Annotated in this window: 16 protein-coding genes; 11 read left to right on the top strand and 5 right to left on the bottom strand. The window is 67.0% G+C overall.

All coding sequences use genetic code 11. The features are described 5' to 3' along the window. Positions 1 to 78: 78 nt before the first annotated feature. The 3 genes from ABD225_RS06440 to ABD225_RS06430 are packed head-to-tail and all read left to right on the top strand — an operon-like array spanning position 79 to position 3858. Complete coding sequence (locus tag ABD225_RS06440) at positions 79 to 1476, top strand: glucose-6-phosphate dehydrogenase (RefSeq protein ID WP_425564353.1); 1398 nt, start codon at positions 79 to 81, stop codon at positions 1474 to 1476. After that, positions 1473 to 2330 (top strand): AAA family ATPase, encoded by an 858-nt coding sequence (locus tag ABD225_RS06435; protein ID WP_344082655.1) that lies wholly within the window; start codon positions 1473 to 1475, stop codon positions 2328 to 2330. Before ABD225_RS06440 ends, ABD225_RS06435 begins: the two co-directional genes overlap by 4 nt. Before the next feature lie 25 nt (positions 2331 to 2355). Further along, a complete protein-coding gene (locus ABD225_RS06430; RefSeq protein WP_344082653.1) occupies positions 2356 to 3858 on the top strand; it encodes a VWA domain-containing protein in 1503 nt (500 codons plus the stop codon). A gap of 25 nt (positions 3859 to 3883) precedes the next feature. Here the strand turns inward: ABD225_RS06430 and ABD225_RS06425 are convergent, their stop codons facing one another. Continuing rightward, positions 3884 to 4036, bottom strand: a complete 153-nt coding sequence (locus ABD225_RS06425; RefSeq protein WP_344082651.1) for a hypothetical protein — start codon at positions 4034 to 4036, stop codon at positions 3884 to 3886. Further along, positions 4029 to 4877 (bottom strand): aldo/keto reductase, encoded by an 849-nt coding sequence (locus tag ABD225_RS06420; protein ID WP_344082649.1) that lies wholly within the window; start codon positions 4875 to 4877, stop codon positions 4029 to 4031. Before ABD225_RS06420 ends, ABD225_RS06425 begins: the two co-directional genes overlap by 8 nt. A 117-nt stretch (positions 4878 to 4994) precedes the next feature. On the opposite strand from ABD225_RS06420, the gene ABD225_RS06415 reads away from it, so the two are divergent. From ABD225_RS06415 to ABD225_RS06380, 8 genes are all read left to right on the top strand, one after another. After that, positions 4995 to 6761, top strand: a complete 1767-nt coding sequence (locus ABD225_RS06415) for an acetyl/propionyl/methylcrotonyl-CoA carboxylase subunit alpha (protein ID WP_344082647.1) — start codon at positions 4995 to 4997, stop codon at positions 6759 to 6761. A gap of 41 nt (positions 6762 to 6802) precedes the next feature. Beyond that, the gene (locus ABD225_RS06410) at positions 6803 to 8542 is read left to right on the top strand and encodes a Xaa-Pro dipeptidyl-peptidase (RefSeq protein WP_344082645.1); all 1740 of its coding nucleotides are present in this window, start codon (positions 6803 to 6805) and stop codon (positions 8540 to 8542) included. Positions 8543 to 8647: 105 nt separating this feature from the next. Beyond that, positions 8648 to 9178: a MaoC family dehydratase gene (locus ABD225_RS06405; RefSeq protein ID WP_344082643.1), complete on the top strand. Its 531-nt coding sequence runs from the start codon at positions 8648 to 8650 to the stop codon at positions 9176 to 9178. Positions 9179 to 9339: 161 nt separating this feature from the next. Then, positions 9340 to 10827: an aminopeptidase P family protein gene (locus ABD225_RS06400; RefSeq protein WP_344082641.1), complete on the top strand. Its 1488-nt coding sequence runs from the start codon at positions 9340 to 9342 to the stop codon at positions 10825 to 10827. Positions 10828 to 11063: 236 nt separating this feature from the next. Then, positions 11064 to 12386 (top strand): ABC transporter substrate-binding protein, encoded by a 1323-nt coding sequence (locus ABD225_RS06395; RefSeq protein WP_344082639.1) that lies wholly within the window; start codon positions 11064 to 11066, stop codon positions 12384 to 12386. 90 nt (positions 12387 to 12476) lie between these two features. Beyond that, on the top strand, positions 12477 to 13460 hold the full coding sequence (locus ABD225_RS06390) for a carbohydrate ABC transporter permease (RefSeq protein ID WP_344082637.1): 984 nt from the start codon (positions 12477 to 12479) through the stop codon (positions 13458 to 13460). Next, positions 13457 to 14389: a carbohydrate ABC transporter permease gene (locus ABD225_RS06385; protein ID WP_344082635.1), complete on the top strand. Its 933-nt coding sequence runs from the start codon at positions 13457 to 13459 to the stop codon at positions 14387 to 14389. The genes ABD225_RS06390 and ABD225_RS06385 overlap by 4 nt, the downstream gene beginning before the upstream one ends. A gap of 91 nt (positions 14390 to 14480) precedes the next feature. Continuing rightward, a complete protein-coding gene (locus ABD225_RS06380; RefSeq protein WP_344082633.1) occupies positions 14481 to 16106 on the top strand; it encodes a glycoside hydrolase family 66 protein in 1626 nt (541 codons plus the stop codon). 3 nt (positions 16107 to 16109) lie between these two features. Here the strand turns inward: ABD225_RS06380 and ABD225_RS06375 are convergent, their stop codons facing one another. From ABD225_RS06375 to ABD225_RS06365, 3 genes are read right to left on the bottom strand one after another with little or no spacing between them, the layout of a single operon-like run. Next, a complete protein-coding gene (locus ABD225_RS06375; protein ID WP_344082631.1) occupies positions 16110 to 16847 on the bottom strand; it encodes a PIG-L deacetylase family protein in 738 nt (245 codons plus the stop codon). A 9-nt stretch (positions 16848 to 16856) separates the two neighbouring features. Then, complete coding sequence (locus ABD225_RS06370) at positions 16857 to 17531, bottom strand: YflT domain-containing protein (RefSeq protein ID WP_344082629.1); 675 nt, start codon at positions 17529 to 17531, stop codon at positions 16857 to 16859. 44 nt (positions 17532 to 17575) lie between these two features. Further along, positions 17576 to 19516: a potassium transporter Kup gene (locus ABD225_RS06365; protein ID WP_344082627.1), complete on the bottom strand. Its 1941-nt coding sequence runs from the start codon at positions 19514 to 19516 to the stop codon at positions 17576 to 17578. Positions 19517 to 19519: the final 3 nt, after the last annotated feature.

The following is a 19519-nucleotide window of genomic DNA, read 5'->3' as shown; positions in this document are numbered from 1 at the left end:
CCCGACCGCTCACCCGAGCGGTCGGGCATACCCCTGCCCTTGGGGCCACAGCGCAGCGGAACGTGGGACGATCTGCCCATGGCTGCGTCGACCCCACCGACCACGACCCTGCTCATCCTCGGTGCGGGCGGTGACCTGACCCACCGGCTGTTGTTGCCGGGCATCGCGACCCTGCTGATGGCCGAGCGAGACCGCACCTTGCGCATTGTCGGCTCCGACCGCGTGGACATGACCGCCGCCGACTGGAGGGCGCGCATCAAGGAATCCTTCGCCACCGTCAAGGCGCCCGCCACGGTGACGCGCACGGGGAGCCGGGACACGGCATACATCAAGGCAGACATCCTCGACCCAAACTCGCTACAGGACCTGATTTCCTCCTGCGGCGACGGCCCGCTCGTCATCTTCTTCGCGCTCCCGCCGTCGGTGACGATGAAGTGCTGCGAGCTGCTCCAGAAGATCCACCTGCCTCATGAGACCCGGCTCGCCCTCGAGAAGCCCTTCGGCACCGACTTCGCGAGCGCCCGCAAGTTCAATGACTTGCTCGCCCGCGTGGTCCCCGAGGACTCGATCTACCGGATCGACCACTTCCTCGGCGTCAACACCGTCCTGAACCTGATCGGCCTGCGCTTCGCCAACCGGCTCTTCCAGCCGATGTGGAGCAATGAGCACATCGAGAAGGTGGAGGTGCTGTATGACGAGGCGCTCGCCTTGGAGGGCCGGGCGGGTTATTACGACACGGCCGGCGCGCTGCGCGACATGATCCAAAGCCACCTGATCCAGGTGCTCGCGCTCTTCGCCATGGAGTCGATCGCGACCCTGGATGCGCGGGAACTGCAGGACCAGAAAGCGCAAGTCATGCGCGCCATGCGCCTGTGGAATGGCGACCCGGTGACCGCCTCCCGGCGAGCCCGCTACACCAAGGGCACCTCCGATGGGCGACGCATCCCCGACTACATCAAAGAGCCGGGTGTCGACGCTAGCCGCTTGACGGAGACCCTGGCCGAGATCACCGTCGAGGTCGCGAATAACCGTTGGGCCGGAGTGCCTTTCACGATGCGCAGCGGCAAGGCGCTCGGCGAAGTTCGGAAGATGATCGTCGTCACCTTCAAGGATGTCGCGCACCTGCCGCACGGCTTCGCCGGCCCGTCCGGCTCGGACACCCTGGTCATCGGACTCAAGCCCGGAACCGTCTCCTTGACGCTGACGATGAACGCCGAAGGCGATCCGCTCGACCTGGAGCAGAAGACTCTCGAAGCAGTGCTCGCCCCGCCGCGTATGCAGGCCTATGGCGAGGTGCTTGGACAGATCCTCGACGGCTCGCAGCTGCTGACCGTGCGTGGCGATTCCGCCGAGGAGTGCTGGCGGATCGTCGAGCCGGTGCTGAAGGCATGGGCCGCGGACAAGGTGCCGATGGAGACCTATGCCGCTGGCTCTCGTGGCCCGCGGAACTGGGCCACAAGCCGGGAGCACGTGTGACGCAACGCTTTTCGACGGTCGATGAGGTTGCGACGCGCCTCGCCGCCGTCGGCTATCTTGCCTCCGATGCCATCGCGACGACGGTCTTCCTCGCGGACCGCCTCGGCAAGCCGCTGCTGATCGAGGGACCCGCCGGCGTCGGCAAGACCGAACTCGCCAAGGCCGTCACCGCCGCTGTTGGCGGGGAGCTCATTCGCCTGCAGTGCTATGAGGGCGTGGACGAGGCGCGCGCGCTCTACGAGTGGAATCACGCCAAGCAACTGCTCCGAATCACCGCGGAGCAGGGCCACGCCTGGGATGAGCTGCGCAGCGACATTTTCACCGATGAGTTCCTCCTTCCCCGGCCGCTGCTCAAGGCGATCCGGGCCGAAGGCGAAGCGGTGCTCCTTGTCGACGAACTGGACAAGGCAGACCAGGAGATCGAGGGCCTCCTGCTCGAGGTGCTCGGCGACTTCCAGGTCACCGTCCCCGAGCTCGGCACGATCCGCGCCACTCGGCCGCCCTTCGTCGTGGTCACGTCCAATGCCACGCGCGAGCTTTCCGAGGCGCTGCGTCGCCGCTGCCTGTTCCTCCACATCGACTACCCGATCCCCGAGTTGGAGCAGCGCATTGTCCTCCAGCACGTGCCCGAGATCACCGAGTCACTCGCGGAATCCGTTGTCCGGCTTGTGGATCGGCTGCGCAAGCTGAAGCTGCGCAAGTCGCCCTCGGTGGCCGAGACCATCGACTGGGCCCGCACGCTGGTGGCGCTTGGCGCCGACGACCTGGCCGCCGAGCAGGTGCGCGACAACCTCGGTGTTTTGTTGAAGCACCAGGACGACATCGAGCGCGCCCGGCACGCCCTCGACCTGTAATCCCCTCCCCCGACAGCCACCCACCGTGACGATCCCCGCCCACGAGACCACAGCCAACGCGACCGCAGCCGCCATCCCCCGCCGGTTGGTTGCGTTCGGCGCCGCGCTGCGGGGGCACGGCATACGCACCGGCACCTCCGACCTCATCGACGCGGCCGCCGCCGCCACGGCCCTGGGGTATGACGACCGGGAGCGTCTGCGCGCCGCCCTCGCCGCGACGCTGTTGCGCCGCAGCACCGAGCAGCGGGTCTTCGACGACCTTTTCGATGTCTACTTCCCTGCCGCCCTCGGTTCGAGATCCTCTGTGCCAGAAGATGATCCGCTGCCACCGCCGACCGACCCGGCTGGCCGGCGAGCCCTGGCCACCCGCCTGCGCGACGAGCTCGCGGCGGTGATCGCAACCCGGGATGCGCGCGACCTGGACCGCCTCGCGGCGCGGGTCGTGGCCACCCTGGGGCGCCTGCCCAACGACTCGACCCTCGGCACTTTCTCTGCCGCCCAAGCGCTTGACCTGCTTGCTCCGCAAACGGCCATCGCCGCCGCTTTGCAACGACTCCAGGACGCCGGCCTCGACGCACCCGGCGGCTCGGGCGATGGTTCTGGGGGCAGCGGAGGCGGCGGGCAGGGCGCGGGCGGTAGACCCGGAAGCGGCCTGTCCAGCCGGTTCACGCGGGACGAACTGCGGGACGAGGTGGCCGAATTCCGGCGACGCGTCGAGCGCGAGACCCGGCGGCGCAATGCCGAAGTCCGTGGTGCCGAACGGATTTCGCGCTATGCCGTGCGAGCCCCCATAGATCAGACCAGCTTCATCCTCGCCGGACCCGACGAGCTCGCCGAATTGCGCCGCGCCATCACGCCGCTGGCACGCAAACTCGCGACCCGCCTGGCCGCGAAGCGCCGCTCCGGTCGCGGTGCGCCGATCGACATCCGACGCACCCTGCGCCGCGCCATGGCGACCGGCGGGGTGCCCATGCGACCGGCATACCGCAAACGCCCACCGTCCCGGGTCGACCTGGTCCTGCTGTGCGATATGTCGAGCTCGGTCGCCGGCTTCTCGCGATTCACCATTCTGCTCATGCAAGCCTTGGCCGGGCAGTTCCGGCGGGTGCGGATCTTCGGCTTCGTCAATGTCGTCGACGAGCTGACGGACGTGATCGCCGATGCACCTCCCGGCGCCGAGATCAGCGGCACGTTTGATGACACCAGCCGAATGACCAAGTGGCACAACAATTCCGACTATGGCGCCGCGCTGGAATACTTTGTCGATAACCACCTCGATGCCGTCGGCCACCGGAGCATCGTGATGATTCTCGGCGACGCCCGCACCAACAACACCGACCCAGGACTAGACGCCCTCCACGCGATCAACGAGCGCGCCCGCTCAGTCTTCTTCCTCAACCCCGAGCCCGCGCGCCAGTGGTCGTCCGGCGATTCGGTCGCCCACCGTTATGCCGAGGTAGTCGACATGCACGAGTGCCGCAACCTCGCCCAACTACGCCACTTCGTCGCGCGCGTCCTGATCTCCTGACGCCAGCCCTGACACTCCAGCCGGCTCAGGTCAGCGCGAGGTAGATCAGCCAGGCAACGACGACAAAAGCAACAAAGGACGACGCCGCGATCGTCGCCGCGACATAGGGCGGATACTTTCGCCGATCCGCCCCACGACGCGAAGGCCGAGGCGGCGGGGGCGGCACCTGGTCAGTCATCGTCGCCGCTCCAGAACTGATCGGGGTCCGGGCCGGTCCGCATACCCCGGTCCAGGCTCTCAATGGCCGCCAGGTCGTCGCCGTCCAGCACCACATCGACGGAGCCGAAATTCTCCGCGATGCGAGAGGGCGTAACCGACTTGGGAATGACGACATTGCCGAGCGCGAGATGCCAGCCGAGGATCGCCTGCGCCGGCGTGACCTGGTGCTTGTCCGCGATGGTCGCGATGACCAGGTCCTCGAGGACATCCTTGCCGGACGCGAGCGGACTCCAGGCCTCGGTGACGATCCCACGCTCAGCATGGAAGGCGCGCAACTCGCGCTGCTGCAGATAGGGGTGCAACTCGATCTGGTTGATCGCCGGCCACTCCCCCGTCCGGTCATAGGCATCCTGCAGGTGCGAGGCATGGAAGTTCGACACCCCGACCGCTCGCACGCGCCCGGTGCCGCGCAACTCCAGCAGCGTCTCCCACGTCTCGGCATACTGCCGACGGCCCGGCGCGGCCCAGTGGATGAGGAAGAGGTCGAGATAGTCCAGCCCCAGCCGCGCCATCGACGCATCGAAAGCCGCCAGCGTCCGCTCACGCCCCTGGTCGTCATTCCACACCTTGGTGGTGACGAAGATGTCCTCCCGGGGTATGCCGCTCGACGCGATCGCCTCGCCCGTCCCGCTCTCGTTGTCATAGATGCGCGCGGTGTCGATGTGCCGGTAGCCCACCCGCAGCGCCTCGGCGACCGCGTCGCGAACCCCGTCTTCCGGCACCTGCCACACCCCGAAGCCCAACTGCGGGATAGGAACCGGGCCGGCAGGCGAACGCAGATCGATCGATGCATAAGTCATGGCCACCAGCCTAAGTCGGCTCGCACGAGATCGCTGGGGCCCAGCTATGACCGAGTTCACGCCTCAACCCGCGCTGGCGTGGTCGAGCCGTTCGAGCCGTTCGCTAGGCTCGGAAGTATGCCGATTACCAAGGTCCTTATCGCCAACCGGGGCGAGATTGCCGTCCGGATCGCCCGCGCGTGCAAGGACCACGGGCTGGGATCCGTGGCCGTCTATGCCGAACCGGACCGGGATGCGCTGCACGTCAAGGTCGCGGACGAGGCATACGCCCTCGGCGGCTCGACCCCCGCGGATTCGTATCTGTTGCAGGACAAGCTGATTCAGATCGCCAAGGACTCCGGCGCGGACGCGATTCACCCCGGTTATGGCTTCCTTGCCGAGAACGGCCCGTTTGCCCAGAAGGTCCTCGACGCTGGCTTGGTGTGGATCGGTCCCGGACCCGAGGCGATCGACTCGCTCGGCGACAAGGTCAAGGCGAGGCATATCGCGCTGAAGGCCAATGCGCCCCTGGTGCCGGGCACCAAGGACCCCGTCAGCGGCCCCGACGAGGTCGTCGCATTCGCGGAGGAGCACGGCCTGCCCGTCGCCATCAAGGCGGCCTACGGCGGTGGCGGCCGCGGCCTCAAGGTCGCCCGCACAATCGATGAGATCCCCGAGCTGTATGACAGTGCGGTCCGCGAAGCCGTCACGGCCTTCGGCCGCGGCGAGTGCTTCGTCGAGCGCTTCCTCGACCACCCGCGCCATGTCGAGACCCAGTGCCTCGCCGACCAGCACGGCAATGTCGTCATCGTCTCGACGCGCGACTGCTCGCTGCAGCGCCGCAACCAAAAGCTCGTCGAGGAGGCGCCGGCGCCCTTCCTCACCGAAGAGCAGCACACCGAGTTGCTCCGTGCGAGCAAGGAAATCCTCAAGCAGGCCGGCTATGTCGGCGCCGGCACGTGTGAGTTCCTCGTCGGCCCAGCGGGCGATATCTCCTTCTTGGAAGTCAACACCCGGCTTCAGGTCGAGCACCCCGTCTCCGAGGAAGTCACGGGCATCGACCTGGTCCGCGAACAGTTCCGCATCGCGGACGGCGAGGTTTTGAGCTTCACCGATCCCGAGCCGCACGCGCACTCGATCGAGTTCCGCATCAATGGTGAGGACGCTGGTCGCGGCTTCCTGCCCGCACCCGGCACCGTCACCAAACTCGTTGTGCCCCAAGGCCCTGGCGTTCGTTGGGACGCCGGAATGGTCGAAGGCGACACGATCGCCGGCGCCTTCGACTCGATGATTGCCAAGCTCATCGTCACCGGCGCCACGCGCCAGCAGGCGATGGAGCGGGCTCGCCGGGCACTCGACGAACTCGTCATCGAGGGCATGGCGACGGTCACGCCTTTCCACCGCAAGATCGTGCGGGACACCGACTTCGCTCCCGCCAACCCGGACGAGAAGTTCACGGTTCACACCCGCTGGATCGAGACGGATTTCGTCAACGACATCGAGGCGTATGCCGGTCCCTCCGGTGACGCGCCAGAGGCCGAGGAGCGGCAGCAGATCGTCGTCGAAGTCGCCGGCAAGCGCGTGGAAGTCTCCCTGCCCGGCGGACTCTCGCTCGGCGGTGGCGGTGGCGCGGCCAAGAAGAAGGCGCCCCGGCGCGCGAGCGGCGGCAAGGCCGGCACCGCGGCCTCCGGTGACTCCCTCACCGCGCCCATGCAGGGCACGATCGTCAAGGTCGCCGTCGAGGAGGGCCAGAGCGTCGAAGCCGGCGAACTGATCCTCGTCCTCGAGGCGATGAAGATGGAGCAGCCGATCAACGCCCACAAGGCCGGCACCGTCACGGGTCTGTCCGCCGAAGTCGGCGCCACTGTCACCAACGGCCAGGTCCTCGCCGAGATCAAGGACTGAACTGCTCGCTAAGGTGGCCTGACCGTACCGGGAGGGCCACCATGTCCACTCGTCTTCGCACCCTTGCGCTCGTGGCCGCTGCCGCTGCGGCGAGCGTCACAGCGCCAGCGTCCGGGGCTGCCGGCCCGACCGGTCCCGTTGTCGTGGGTGGCTCGGCGCAGCCGGTCTTCTCTGCCAAGGCCGCCGACTGGACGGTCCGCGAGGCCTGGGTCGAGGTGCCCGTCGACTCCGACCGTGATGGCCGCCAAGACCGGGTGCACATCCGGTATGCCCGCGCCACGGCGGCGACCGACCGGCTGCCGGTGATCATGGAGGCCAGTCCGTATTTCACCGGCGTCAAAGACGTCCCGAACCACAATGTCGACCACGACCTGTTTGACCCCACCTCGCGCCGGACGTATGCCGATCGCTCCGCCCCGCGCGCTGGCTCGCCCACTCTCCTGGACCCCTGGTGGGCCAGGAACTGGATCACGCGCGGCTTCGCCTGGGTCGAGATGGAATCCCTCGGCACCGGCGGGTCGACCGGCTGTCCGACGACTGGCGGCATCAACGAGACACTCGGGCCCAAGGCGGTCATCGACTGGCTGAATGGGCGGGCGACGGCATACGACCGCAGCGGCCGGGCGGTGCGCGCCGACTTCACCAATGGTCGGGTTGGCATGCTCGGGGTGTCCTATGACGGCACGCTGCCCAATGCCGTGGCGACCACCGGTGTCGACGGGTTGAAGGCGATCATTCCGATGTCCGCCATCTCGGACTGGTATGGCTACTACCGCGCCGGCGGGGCCGTCGTCGCCCCGGACGGCTACCAAGGTGAGGACACCGATGTCCTCGCGAAATTCGTTCTCACCCGGGCTAATCCGAGTATCTGCGATCGGGTGATCGCCGGGCTGGCAGCCCGCCAGGATCGGGTCACCGGGGATATGTCGAGCTTCTGGGCGCAGCGCAGCTACCTGGCGGATGTCGCCAAGGTCAAGGCGGCCGTCTATGTCTCCCACGGCCTGAGCGACTGGAATGTCAAACCCAGCCAGGCCGGCCTGTGGTACCGCGCGCTGCGCGCGCAGGGCACGCCCGCGAAGATCTTCTGGCATCAGGGCGCGCATGGTGGGCAGCCGCCGCTGTATGAGCAGAACCGGTGGTTCACGCGCTATGTCATTGGCGCAGCAGATGGCGTGGAGCGCGAGCCGCGCGCCATCATCGAGAATCCTGCGGGCGAGCCCATTCGGTATGCCGATTGGCCGATCCCAAGCGCGAAGTCGACGTCGATTCCCCTCTCGCAGTTGACCCTTCACGCTGGCTCTGCCGGCCGCCTGTTGACCTTCAGCGACGATCCGCGCAACAGCCTCGTCCCGTTCACCACCAACCCGAAGCGGGCCAACGGCCTCGCCTTCGCTACGGCACCCTTGACCGCCAACACCCGGCTGTCCGGCTTCGCGCGCGCCGACCTGCGGGCCGCCTTCGGTCAGGTCAACGCGAACGTGAGCATCGGCATACTCGACCTCGATGCGCGCGGTCGCGCCACCCTCGTGACGCAAGGCTGGACCGACCCGCAGAACCGAAACTCGTTGTGGCACAGCGATGCTCTGATTCCGGGTCAGTTCGTGAACCTCCGGGTTGACCTCGAAGCAACAGACCACGTCTTCGCCGCGGGCCACCGGATCGCCATCACGCTGCTGCAAAGCGACCACGAGTTCACGATCCGCCCGCCGGCCGGCAAGACGATGACCCTCGACACGTCGCGCTCCATGATCACCCTGCCGCTCACCGCTTCCCTGCCCTGAGACCGAACGAAAGCCGTGTGAGCGACCCCACCTGACGTGGCCCTCGCATCCCCGCGACGGCCCGGCGAGGATGGAGCCGACCACCCAGAGGCGAAGGAGTTCGGTATGCAGTTCGGGCGCAGCTATGAGGAGTTCGAGGTCGGCGCGACCTACAAGCACTGGCCCGGCAAGACCGTCACCGAGTATGACGACCACCTCTTCTGCCTGCTGACGATGAACCATCACCCGCTGCACCTGGATGTCCATTACGCCGGGGAGACAACGCAATTCGGCAAGAATGTCGTCGTCGGCAATTACGTCTACTCGATCCTGCTGGGCATGTCGGTCCCCGACATCAGCGGCAAGGCGATCGCCAATCTCGAGATCGAGTCGCTGCGCCATGTCGCGCCGACCTTCCACGGCGACACGCTGTATGGCGAGACGACCGTGCTCGATAAGTGGGAGTCCACATCCAAGGACGACCGCGGCGTCGTCTACGTCGAAACCATCGGCTACAACCAGGACGGCAAGGTCGTGTGCATCTTCCGCCGCAAGGTCATGGTCCCCAAGCAGAACTACCTCGACGCCCGCGGCGGCGAGCAGCCGGGCCGCCCCGTCCCCCAGCCTGACAAGAACTGGAGCGGCTCGCCGGCGTAGCCCGAAGCCTGCCCTGGCCGCTCCCCTGTCCAGGCCTGCCCACCCACCACGCTCGCCTTAACGACTGGGCTACCGCCTGGTATTGGCCATGATCGCGGCCAGTACCAGGCGGTAGCCCAGTCGTTAGGGGCCGGCCGGCGCGGGCGTGACAGCATACGAGGATGAGCGAAGAGCAAAAGCAGGCCGACAATCGGGCCCGGGCCACCACCGAGGAGTTCCGGGCCTTCGTCCAGACCGGCTGGGCCCCGCGCTCTGCGACCTTGCCGGAGCGCTCCCCCGCCGCGGAGTATGCCGCCCGCCGCCGGGACGCCCTCTCCACTCGCTTCCCCGGCGACCGGCTGGTCGTCCCCGCCGGCGGATTAAAAGTCCGCAGTAACGACACGGACTATGTCTTCCGGCCGCATACCGCCTTCGCCTACCTCACCGGGCTCGGCGCGGACCGCGAACCCGACGCCGTGCTCGTCCTCGAACCCACCGACAGCGGCCACGACGCGATCCTCTACTTCCGCCCACTCGCTGGCCGAGATAGCGACGAATTCTTCGGCGACGCCCGCTATGGCGAGTTCTGGGTCGGCCCCCGTCCGACGCTCGCCGATATCGAAGCCGAACTCGGCATCGGCGCCGCGCACATCGACGACTTCCTCGACGCCGCAACCAAGGATGCCGGGACCGTCACGGTGCGGGTGGTCCGCGACGCCGACCGCGAACTCGTCACGCAACTCGACGCGCGCCGGGCATCCGAAGGCCGCGAGCACACCGCAACCGAGGAAGCCGACGACGAGCTGGCCCACGCGATCTCGCTCGCCCGGATCACCAAGGACGACTTCGAGGTCGAGCGGATGCGCCAGGCGGTCGCCGCGACCAAGGCCGGCTTTGAGGCCGTCATCGCCGACCTGCCCTCACTGAAGGAGCGCGGCCGCGGCGAGCGCTGGGTCGAAGGCACCTTCGGCCTCCATGCTCGGCACCTGGGCAATGGCGTCGGTTATGACTCCATCTGCGCCGCCGGCGATCACGCCAACACGCTGCACTGGATCAAGAACACTGGCGATATTGCCGCCGACGACCTCATCCTGCTCGATGCCGGCGTCGAGGTCGAGGAGCTCTACACCGCCGATATCACCCGGACGCTGCCGGTCGCCGGCACCTTCACCGACGCGCAACGCGAGATCTACGAGGCTGTGTATGCCGCCCAGGAGGCCGGCCTGGCCGCGGTCAAGCCCGGCAACAAGTTCAGCGATATCCACGCTGCCGCCATCCGCGTCATCGCCGAGCACCTCCACGGCTGGGGCCTGCTGCCCGACGGCATCGACGTGGACGCCACCCTCGACACCGAGCATGGGCAATACCACCGGCGCTGGATGGTCCACGGCACGAGCCATCATCTCGGCCTGGACGTGCACGACTGCGCGCTGGCTACGCGGGAGGAATATATGGACGCCGAACTTGTGCCGGGGATGGTCCTCACGGTCGAGCCCGGCCTGTACTTCAAGGCCGATGACGAGCTCGCGCCGGAGCGCTTCCGCGGCATCGGGGTGCGCATCGAGGATGACGTCCTCGTGACCGCCGACGGCCACGAAAACCTCTCCGCGGGCATGCCGCGTGCCGCCGCCGATGTCGAGGCCTGGATCGCCGAGGTGCAGTCCCGCTGACCTGCCCGGCGGCCCGGAATACACGTCCTCAATGACCAGAATGTAAGCGTTTCCATAACGGTTTGGACACGGCACGGCAGCAATCCCGAAAGGATGTGCCGTGGCCCCTTGACGACCGTCCCCATGAGGAGCAATGTTGAGCCGTCACCCGCCCGGACCGGGCGGAACCGCGGATCGCACAGTTGCTCCCTCTGACGGCTGCGCGTCCACGCACAGAAGTCAAGGAGACGAAATACATGGGCGCAAGACGCTTCATCACGGCCGGTGTGGCCTTCAGCGCGGTGGCAATGACCGCCGGCTGTCTCGGCGGCGGCGGCGGCACCTCGGGCGGGACCGCGACCACAGCCGCTGAGGGACCGGGCAAGGCCGAGGTCGAGGTGATGTACGGCTTCGGCAACGAGCAGGAAGTCGCGTTCAAGAAGGACCTCGATGCCTTCGCGAGCAAGAACGGCTTCAAGGTCAAGTACACCAAGGCCGGTTCCTGGGACACCGAGATCAAGACCCGCGTCGCTGGCGGCACGCCCCCGGACGTGGGCCTGTTCCCGCAGCCCGGCGTTATGTGCGACCTCGCCAAGCAGGGCAAGGTGCTCGCGTATGACGATGCGACCGTCACCACGACGAAGGAGACCCTGGTCCCCGGCTTCGTCGAGTCCGGCACCTGCGATGGCAAGGTCTACGGCCTGCCGTCCGCCGTCTCCGTCAAGTCGCTGCTGTGGTACGACCAGGCCGCCTGGAAGGAGACCGGCCAGACCTTCCCGACCACGATGGACGAGCTGCTGAAGGTCACCGACGCGATCAAGGCCTCCGGCAAGACCCCGTGGTGCATCGCGGCCGAATCCGGACAGGCGACCGGCTGGCCGATCACCGACTGGATCGAGGACCTCGTCCTGCGCACCGCCGGCCCCGAGGGCTACGACCAGTGGGTCAAGGGGACCATGAAGTTCTCCGACCCCAAGGTCAAGGAAGCCTTCGACTACTTCCACACCATCGCCTTCACGGAGGGCAATGTCCTCGGCGGCACCAAGGCCATCACCGCGACAAACTTCCAGACCGGTGGCAACGCCCTCTTCAAGTCGCCGCCCGGCTGCTACCTGTTCAAGCAGGCGACCTTCATCGCCGGCAAGGGTGGCTTCCCGGACGACGTCCTGGCGCAGCTCGACACCAAGGTCGGCGTCGCAGCGTTCCCGCCCAAGGAGGCCGGAAACAACCCGGTTCTCGTCGGTGGCGACCTCGCGGCCGCCTTCAACAACGACAAGAACACTCTCGCCCTGCGCAACTTCATCGCCAGCAAGGACAATGGCGTCGAGGTCGGCAAGGCGGGCTACTTCTCCCCGCACAAGACCTTCGATGTCACGCTCTACCCGAGCAAGACCTTGCAGACGATCGCCGCCGACGTTCTCTACAAGTCGTCCGCCGCGCGCTTCGACGGCTCCGACCTGATGCCCGCCAAGGTGGGCGCCGGCACCTTCTGGACCGAGCCGGTCAAGTGGCTCAACGGCCAGGAGGACGAGGCCACCATGCTCGCGAACATCGACAAGAGCTTCCCGGCCGCCAGCTGATCTCGCAGGGCGCCGGGGTCGGGCACGGATTCGGCCCGGCCTCGGCGCCCTCGTGGTTAGCCCCCTCAACGCACGGAAAGGAGCACGGGCGTGGCACTCAAGATTCTCAACGCACTCATCGCGATCATCGGCGGCATCGGTGGCGCCATGATCATCTTTTACATCCTCAACAAGCTCGTCGAATCGGTCGGCGGCAAGTGGGAGGACCGGCTTAAGCCGTGGGCCTTCGCCGGCCCGGCGATCCTCGCGATCGGCGTCTACCTGATCTACCCGGCCGTCGTGACGATCCAGTACTCCTTCGCCAACGAGACCTCGACGGCATATGTCGGGTTCAAGAACTACACAGACATCCTGACCGACTCGGGCTTCCTACAGGTCCTCTTCAACAACCTGCTGTGGATCATCATCGTCCCGGCGATGTGCGTGATCCTCGGTCTTGGGGTCGCGACGCTGGCCGACCGGCTCAAGCCGCGCGGCGAAAAGCTCTCGAAGACCATCATCTTCCTGCCGATGGCGATCTCCATGGTCGGCGCGGCGACCATCTGGCGGGCGATCTACGAGTATCAGCCGGTGGGCACCCCGCAGACCGGTCTGCTGAACGCGATGCGCGAATGGTTCGGCCGCGATCCGGTCTTCTGGTATGGCGTCGAGAAGCTGCACTTCAACTCGATCCTGCTGATGATCATCTTCATCTGGACCCAGGTCGGCTACTCCATGGTGCTGCTCTCCGCGGCCATCAAGGCCGTGCCCGAGGACACGGTGGAGGCGGGTCGCATCGACGGCGCGGGCGAGAAGCGGATCTTCTTCAGCATCATCCTGCCGCAGGTGTGGGGCACCGTCCTGACGGTCTTCATCACGGTCCTCATCGGTGTCATGAAGATCTTCGACATCGTTTATGTGACAACCAATGGCGGCTTCAACACCGATGTCATCGGCCGTCGCTTCTACAACGAGCTGTTCACAAACGGCAACGCCGGCTACGCGTCAGCCATCGTCGTGCTGCTGATGATCGCCATCATCCCGGTCCTGGTCTACCAGGTCCGCCACTTCCGGGCTGAGGAGGCCAACCGATGACCACCGCGATTCAGCCGGGCACCGGCACCCCTGCCGAAGACCCGCAGATCCTCAAGATCAGCAAGGAAGGCGAGAACGCCGGCAAGGCAAGCTGGGCCGTCAAGATCGGCCTGAGCGTCTTGTGCTTCCTGTGGCTGATGCCGGTCCTCGGCCTGCTCATCAACTCCTTCCGCACCCGCGACGCGCAATTCAGTTCGGGCTGGTGGAGCATCATCAAGAATCCGTTCGACTCCACCGTCTGGACGTTGAACAACTACACTCAGGTGCTCGGCGACAACGCCTCGGGCACCAATATGGGCAAGGCCTTCATCAACTCCTTCATCGTCACGGTGCCGGCGACGGTCATCCCGATCCTCATCGCCGCCTTCGCGGCCTATGCCTTCACCTTCATGGAGTGGCGCGGCCGGGACATCATGTTCATCATCATCGTCGCGCTCCTGGTTGTCCCGAACCAGGTGGCCCTGGTGCCACTGCTCAAGCTCTACGGCACGCTTGGGATGAACAACACCTTCGCGGCCGTCTGGCTGGCGCACATCGGCTTCGGTATGCCGCTGGCCGTCTACATCTTGCGCAACTACATGGCGGGCCTGCCCAAGGCCGTCATCGAGTCGGCGAAGATCGACGGCGCGAGCCACTTCACGACCTTCTGGAAGCTCATCATCCCGATGAGCACACCGGCGCTCGCGTCCTTCGCGATCTTCCAGTTCCTGTGGGTGTGGAACGACCTCCTGGTCGCCCTGATCTTCCTCGGCCGCGGTGACAACACCATCCTCACCGTCGCCCTTCAGGGTCTGCAGGGCCAGACCGGCCAGGGCCGGGAGCTCATCCCGGCGGCCGGTTTCGTGACGATCATCGTCCCGATCCTGGTCTTCCTCTCCTTGCAGCGCTTCTTCATCCGGGGCATGACCTCGGGTGCTGTCAAGGGCTGATCCAGCCCAGCGCTCCTCCAGCGGCCCGCCTCCACCCCTGAGGCGGGCCGCTGTGCGTATGCCGCCCCTCTCCGCGCAGTAGCGTTCGGCTGTGGTGACCCTCCTTCCGTGCCGCGCGTGGTATGCCGCCCACTCCCCCGTCGAGATCGAGGTCCGAGGGCTCGAGGAGACCCGCCCTGCCGGGCTGGTGCTGCGCAGCCACCGTCTCGGGCGGCTCTCCGGATCGGTGGGAGTCGAGGGCGAGGGCGTCGTCACACTCTCCCCTGCCGGAGCAGATGGCCTCGGTCTCGGTGGCCATGCGGTGGAGCTGTGCGCAGCCGACGGCCAGGTCTTGGCGCGCACGGCGGTGGAGGTTCGCGACGCTGGCCCGAGCGCGACCCGCTATGGCTTCGTGGCGGCATACGAGCGCGGGCGCGATCTGTCCGGGGTCCTCGACTGGGCGCGTGCGCAGCACCTGACGGCAATCCAGTTCTACGACTGGGCCTTTCGCCACGCCGACCTCATGGGCGGTGGGGAGTCGTATGCCGATCCGCTCGGCAATCCCGTCGACCTCGCCACCGTGCGCGCGCTGATCGAGGCCCTGCACGAGATCCAGGTCGACGCCATCGGCTACGCCGCGGTCTATGGCATCGGCGTCGAAGACTGGCCCGCCTGGGAGCACCGCGCGCTTCTAGACGCGCAGGGCACGGCATACGGCCTCGGCGACTTCCTCCAGGTGATCGACCCGGCGGCGCCCGATTGGCTGGTTCACCTGGGGTCCATGCTGCGAGCGGCGCGAGAGAGCGTCGGCTTCGACGGCTTCCATCTCGACCAGTACGGCTGGCCCAAGCTCGCCGCGACACCCGACGGCAGGCGCATCGATGTCGCGGAATCCTTCGTCACGATGCTGAACGGCGTTCGGGATGCGGTTCCCGACGCGACGCTGATCTTCAATAACGTCAACGACTTTCCCACGCGTGCGACGGCAACGCAGGCGCCGGTGGACACGACCTATATCGAGGTCTGGTCGCCGCACGACCGGCTGGGCGATCTGGCCCGGCTCGCAACGAGCGCCCGCGACCTCGCGCCAGACCGGCCGGTAGTGCTCGCGGCATACCCCAGCGCGGTGGCTGGAGCCGACGAGGCCGAGGCTGCGGAGGGGGTGCGGCTGGAGCTCGCTGCCGCCTACAGTCATGGCGCGACCGTGCTCCTCGCCGGGGAGGACGGCCGCGTCCTGGTCGATCCGTACTACCCGCGCAACCAGCCCGCCGGGCCGGCGCTGCGCGAAGTCCTCACGCGCTATGCCGACTTCCAGCTTGCGCACGCCGACCTGCTGACCGGCGCCGATGTGGCCGACGTGACCGGTGCCTATGCCGGCGCCTACAACGACGACGTCGAGGTGCGGGGCTCGCAAACGCCCATCGGTGGGCAGGCTGACGAGGGGACGATCTGGCGGCGCGTGGTCGAGACTCCGGCCGGCCTGGTCGTGCACCTGATCAATCTCTTGGCCGTCACCGATCCGCTGTGGGACAGCGCGCATCCGGCGCCGGTCAATCCGGGCCCGCTGACCCTACGGCTGCGTCGGGTCGGGCCGGAGCCGGTTCGGGTATGGAGTGCCGACCCCGACGCCGCCGGTCGCCTTGAGCGGCTGGAAGGGGTCGTCTCCGTCGGCTCCCATGCCGAAATCGCCCTGCCGCCGCTGCGCACCTGGCAGTTGGTGTGGATCGAAAGCCGTTGAACTTCAGCGCCGTTCGACGACGTCCAGTAGCAGCGCGTGCTCGACTCCGGCCTGTTGCCCACCGCCGCCAAGGATCCACCCGAGCAGCTCGGGCGGCTTGGGGAAGCTGTCGGGCAGCGCATCGTTGTAGGCCCGATGCTCCTCCAGCGAGGCGACCGCGGCACCGAAGTGGCCCGTGACGTCTACGAACTGCGTGGGCTCCGCGGCGCCGGCGAAAGCCAGGAGGCCAACATGGTGCGGGTCCAAGCCCTCGTCGAGGAGTTCAGGGAAGATCCACCGGTTGCCGGCGTCGGCCACGGCATCCTGGCAGGCCAATCCCACGGCCCGGTGATCGGCCTGGTTGATCATGCCGCCGACGAAGCGATGGCCATATGACCCGGTGATCACCAGCTTCGGCCGGCGGCGCCGGATCTCGCGCGCGATATCGCGGCGCAGGTCCAGGCCATATTCCACGACACCATCGCGGTGGTCCCCAAAGATCACCGTGTCGACGCCGACGACTGCCGCGGAGGCGATCTCCTCAGCCTCGCGCAGCGGACCGGCCTGCGCCGGTGCGAGCGTGTCGATGCCCGCCTCTCCGCGCGTGGCGAGCCAGTAGGTGACCGACTTGCCAGCGGCCGTCCATTTGGCCACCGCGGCACAGGTGCCGTACTCGATGTCGTCGGGGTGGGCGACGACGCACAAGACGGTGGCGAAGTCCTCGGCGAGTTCGGACAGTTGCGGGGTCGGCTGCTGCGGCATGGCGTGAATCTACGCCGACGGGCCAGCCGGCGGAGCGCTATGCGGAGTTTCCGACGGCTGACTCGGCGACGGCGGGAGGGGGGCGGGCGGAACCGGAGCGGCCGGGGCACCCACCGGGCCGGTTTGCGCGGCGTGAGCTTCGGCATACGCCCGGGCCTGGGCCTCAGCGACGGCCGCCTGAGCGGCCTTCATGGGGTCCATCTTCGCCAGCAACTCGCGGCCCTGCTGCACGAACTTGTGCTCGGTGAGCACCTCATAGCGGGTCGCGACGACTTGGCTGACGGAGGTGAAATCGCGCTGCCCCTTGGTCAGGGCATAGCCCACCAGTGACCAGACCAGGCCGAAGATCGCACCGAAGACGACGGTCGACAGGATCCGCAGCAGCGTCTCGCCCTCCTCGAAGAGCGAGAAAATCAAGCCAACGAAGGCACCCAACCACGCTCCGGACAGAGCGCCGCCCATCATCACCCGGCTGCGCGTCAATCGCCCCGTGACCCGCTCGACCTGCTTGAGGTCGGTGCCGACGATGAGGACGTTCTGGACGGGAAAACCGTTGTCGGAGAGGTAGTCCACGGCCTTCTGCGCCTCGGGATAGGTCTCGAAGACCCCGAGCGACATGGGGTAGTCCAGCTTGAAAGCACCTTGGCCCAAGGGGCTGCGGGCACCCAGCGGTTGCGTCGTCATACCGACAGTGTCTCAATCCCCGCTGGACGTTTGCTGGATGCGGCTCAGAAGCGAACCTGTGCTCCCATCACCACGGTGCGCCCGATCGGGAGGCGGAAGTACTCCACCGGGGTGGCCGCATTGTGCGCGAGGCCAACGAAGAGGCGCTTGCGCCACTGCGCCATACCCGGCCGATCGGAGCGGTGCACGGTGATCCGCGAGACGAAATAGACCGCATCATCCAAGCTCGCGTCGAGCCCCTGCTCAACGGCGAGCGCCAGGCCTGCGGGCACGTCCTGGTCGTCCTGGAAGCCGAAATGCAAGGTGACATGCGTGATGTGGTCGTAGGGATCGCCGAGGTCGTCCATCGTGACCCGACGCTCCGGCGCCACATGCGGGACATTGCTGACCTTGGTCGAGACGATGACGACGCTGGAGTGGATGACCCGGTTAAAGTCGGCGTTCTCGCGCAGGGCGAGCGGGGTGGTTTCAGCGTTGGGGTGCAAGAAGATCGCCGTGCCGGGGACATGCGCAAGTTCGGCCGAGTGCAGGACGTCGAGGTAGGGCAGCAGGGGGCCCTCGAGTTTCGTGCGCCGCTCGGTGACCAGCTGCTGCCCGCGGCGCCACGTGAGCATGACAGTGCACAGGGTTCCGGCGACGAGCAGGGGCAACCAGCCGCCGTGTAGCACCTTGGCGACGTTGCCGGCGAAGAAGTTGAACTCGATGAGCCCGAAGACCAGCGCGAACGCGAGGGTCTGCCAGCGTGCCCATTTCAGCTTCGCGCCGGCATACACGCAAAAGAGCGTCGTCGTGAGCATCAGGTCCATGGTCACGGCGACGCCATAGGCCGTGGCGAGTTTTTCGGAGGCCTGGAAAAAGACCATCAACCCGATGACCCCGGCGAAGAGCAACCAGTTCACGACAGGGATATAGATCTGTCCGCTCTCGTGCTCGGAGGTATGCCGCACCGTCAGGCGGGGCAGGTAGCCGAGCCGTTCCGCCTGGCGCGCAACGGAATACGCGCCAGAGATGACGGCCTGGCTGGCGATGATCGTCGCCAGGGTAGCCAGGATGACGAGCGGGATGCTCAGCCAATCCGGGGCGAGATGGAAGAACGGCGAGGTAGCCGTCTCGAGGTGGTGCAGGATCTGCTGAGCCTGCCCGAGGTAGTTGATGGTCAGGCACGGGAAGACGAGGAAGAACCAGGCGCGCACGATCGGGACCCGCCCGAAGTGGCCCATATCCGCATACAACGCCTCCGCGCCGGTGACAGCGAGCACGACGGCGCCCATCGCGATAAAGGCGATGAAAGGGTGGCGGAAGGCGAAGGCGACCGCGTGGTGCGGTGAGAGGGCGCCGAGGACGTGCGGGTCGGCGATGATGTGCGGGATGCCCAGGGCGGCCAAGGTGAGAAACCACACGACCATGACCGGGCCGAAGAAGCGACCGACCAGGTGGGTGCCGAAGCGCTGCACGGCGAACAGGCCGACGATGATCGCCAGACCGATGGGCAGGACATATTCGGCTAGCCCGGGTCCCGGCACCTTCAGACCTTCGACCGCCGAGAGGACCGAGATGGCCGGGGTGATCAGGGAGTCGCCGAAAAAGAGCGAGGCCCCGAAGACGCCGAGCAACATGACGAGGGAGAACCGGCGGCTGCCCGGCTTGACGGCGCCCCGCGTGAGGTAGGCGAGCGACAGGATGCCGCCTTCGCCGTCATTGTCCGCACGCAGGATGAACATCAGCTGTTTGAGCGAGACGATCAGCAGGATCGCCCAGAAGGTCACCGAGATGACGCCATAAATGTTGTCCGATGTCGGTTTCACCAGGCCGTCGTCGATCGTGAAGACGGTTTGCATGGCATAGAGGGGGCTGGTGCCGATATCCCCGAAAACCACGCCGAGCGCCGCGAGCACGAGCGTCCAGCCGGGACCATGTGGGTGTGTCGAATCGGGTTCGCCGGCAGGGACGGCGGGGGCAGGCTGCGCGCTCGCGACCTCAGTCACAAG

Source organism: Nostocoides veronense, from assembly GCF_039531185.1.
Lineage (GTDB): Bacteria > Actinomycetota > Actinomycetes > Actinomycetales > Dermatophilaceae > Nostocoides_A > Nostocoides_A veronense.
This window is presented reverse-complemented; position numbering and strand designations above follow the sequence as displayed.

Bases quoted from the DNA above. Each gene is read 5' to 3' on its own strand.
- ABD225_RS06440 (WP_425564353.1), top strand. From the start codon at position 79: ATGGCTGCGTCGACCCCACCGACCACGACCCTGCTCATCCTCGGTGCG.
- ABD225_RS06425 (WP_344082651.1), bottom strand. From the start codon at position 4,036: ATGACTGACCAGGTGCCGCCCCCGCCGCCTCGGCCTTCGCGTCGTGGG.
- ABD225_RS06420 (WP_344082649.1), bottom strand. From the start codon at position 4,877: ATGACTTATGCATCGATCGATCTGCGTTCGCCTGCCGGCCCGGTTCCT.
- ABD225_RS06415 (WP_344082647.1), top strand. From the start codon at position 4,995: ATGCCGATTACCAAGGTCCTTATCGCCAACCGGGGCGAGATTGCCGTC.
- ABD225_RS06410 (WP_344082645.1), top strand. From the start codon at position 6,803: ATGTCCACTCGTCTTCGCACCCTTGCGCTCGTGGCCGCTGCCGCTGCG.
- ABD225_RS06405 (WP_344082643.1), top strand. From the start codon at position 8,648: ATGCAGTTCGGGCGCAGCTATGAGGAGTTCGAGGTCGGCGCGACCTAC.
- ABD225_RS06400 (WP_344082641.1), top strand. From the start codon at position 9,340: ATGAGCGAAGAGCAAAAGCAGGCCGACAATCGGGCCCGGGCCACCACC.
- ABD225_RS06395 (WP_344082639.1), top strand. From the start codon at position 11,064: ATGGGCGCAAGACGCTTCATCACGGCCGGTGTGGCCTTCAGCGCGGTG.
- ABD225_RS06385 (WP_344082635.1), top strand. From the start codon at position 13,457: ATGACCACCGCGATTCAGCCGGGCACCGGCACCCCTGCCGAAGACCCG.
- ABD225_RS06375 (WP_344082631.1), bottom strand. From the start codon at position 16,847: ATGCCGCAGCAGCCGACCCCGCAACTGTCCGAACTCGCCGAGGACTTC.
- ABD225_RS06370 (WP_344082629.1), bottom strand. From the start codon at position 17,531: ATGACGACGCAACCGCTGGGTGCCCGCAGCCCCTTGGGCCAAGGTGCT.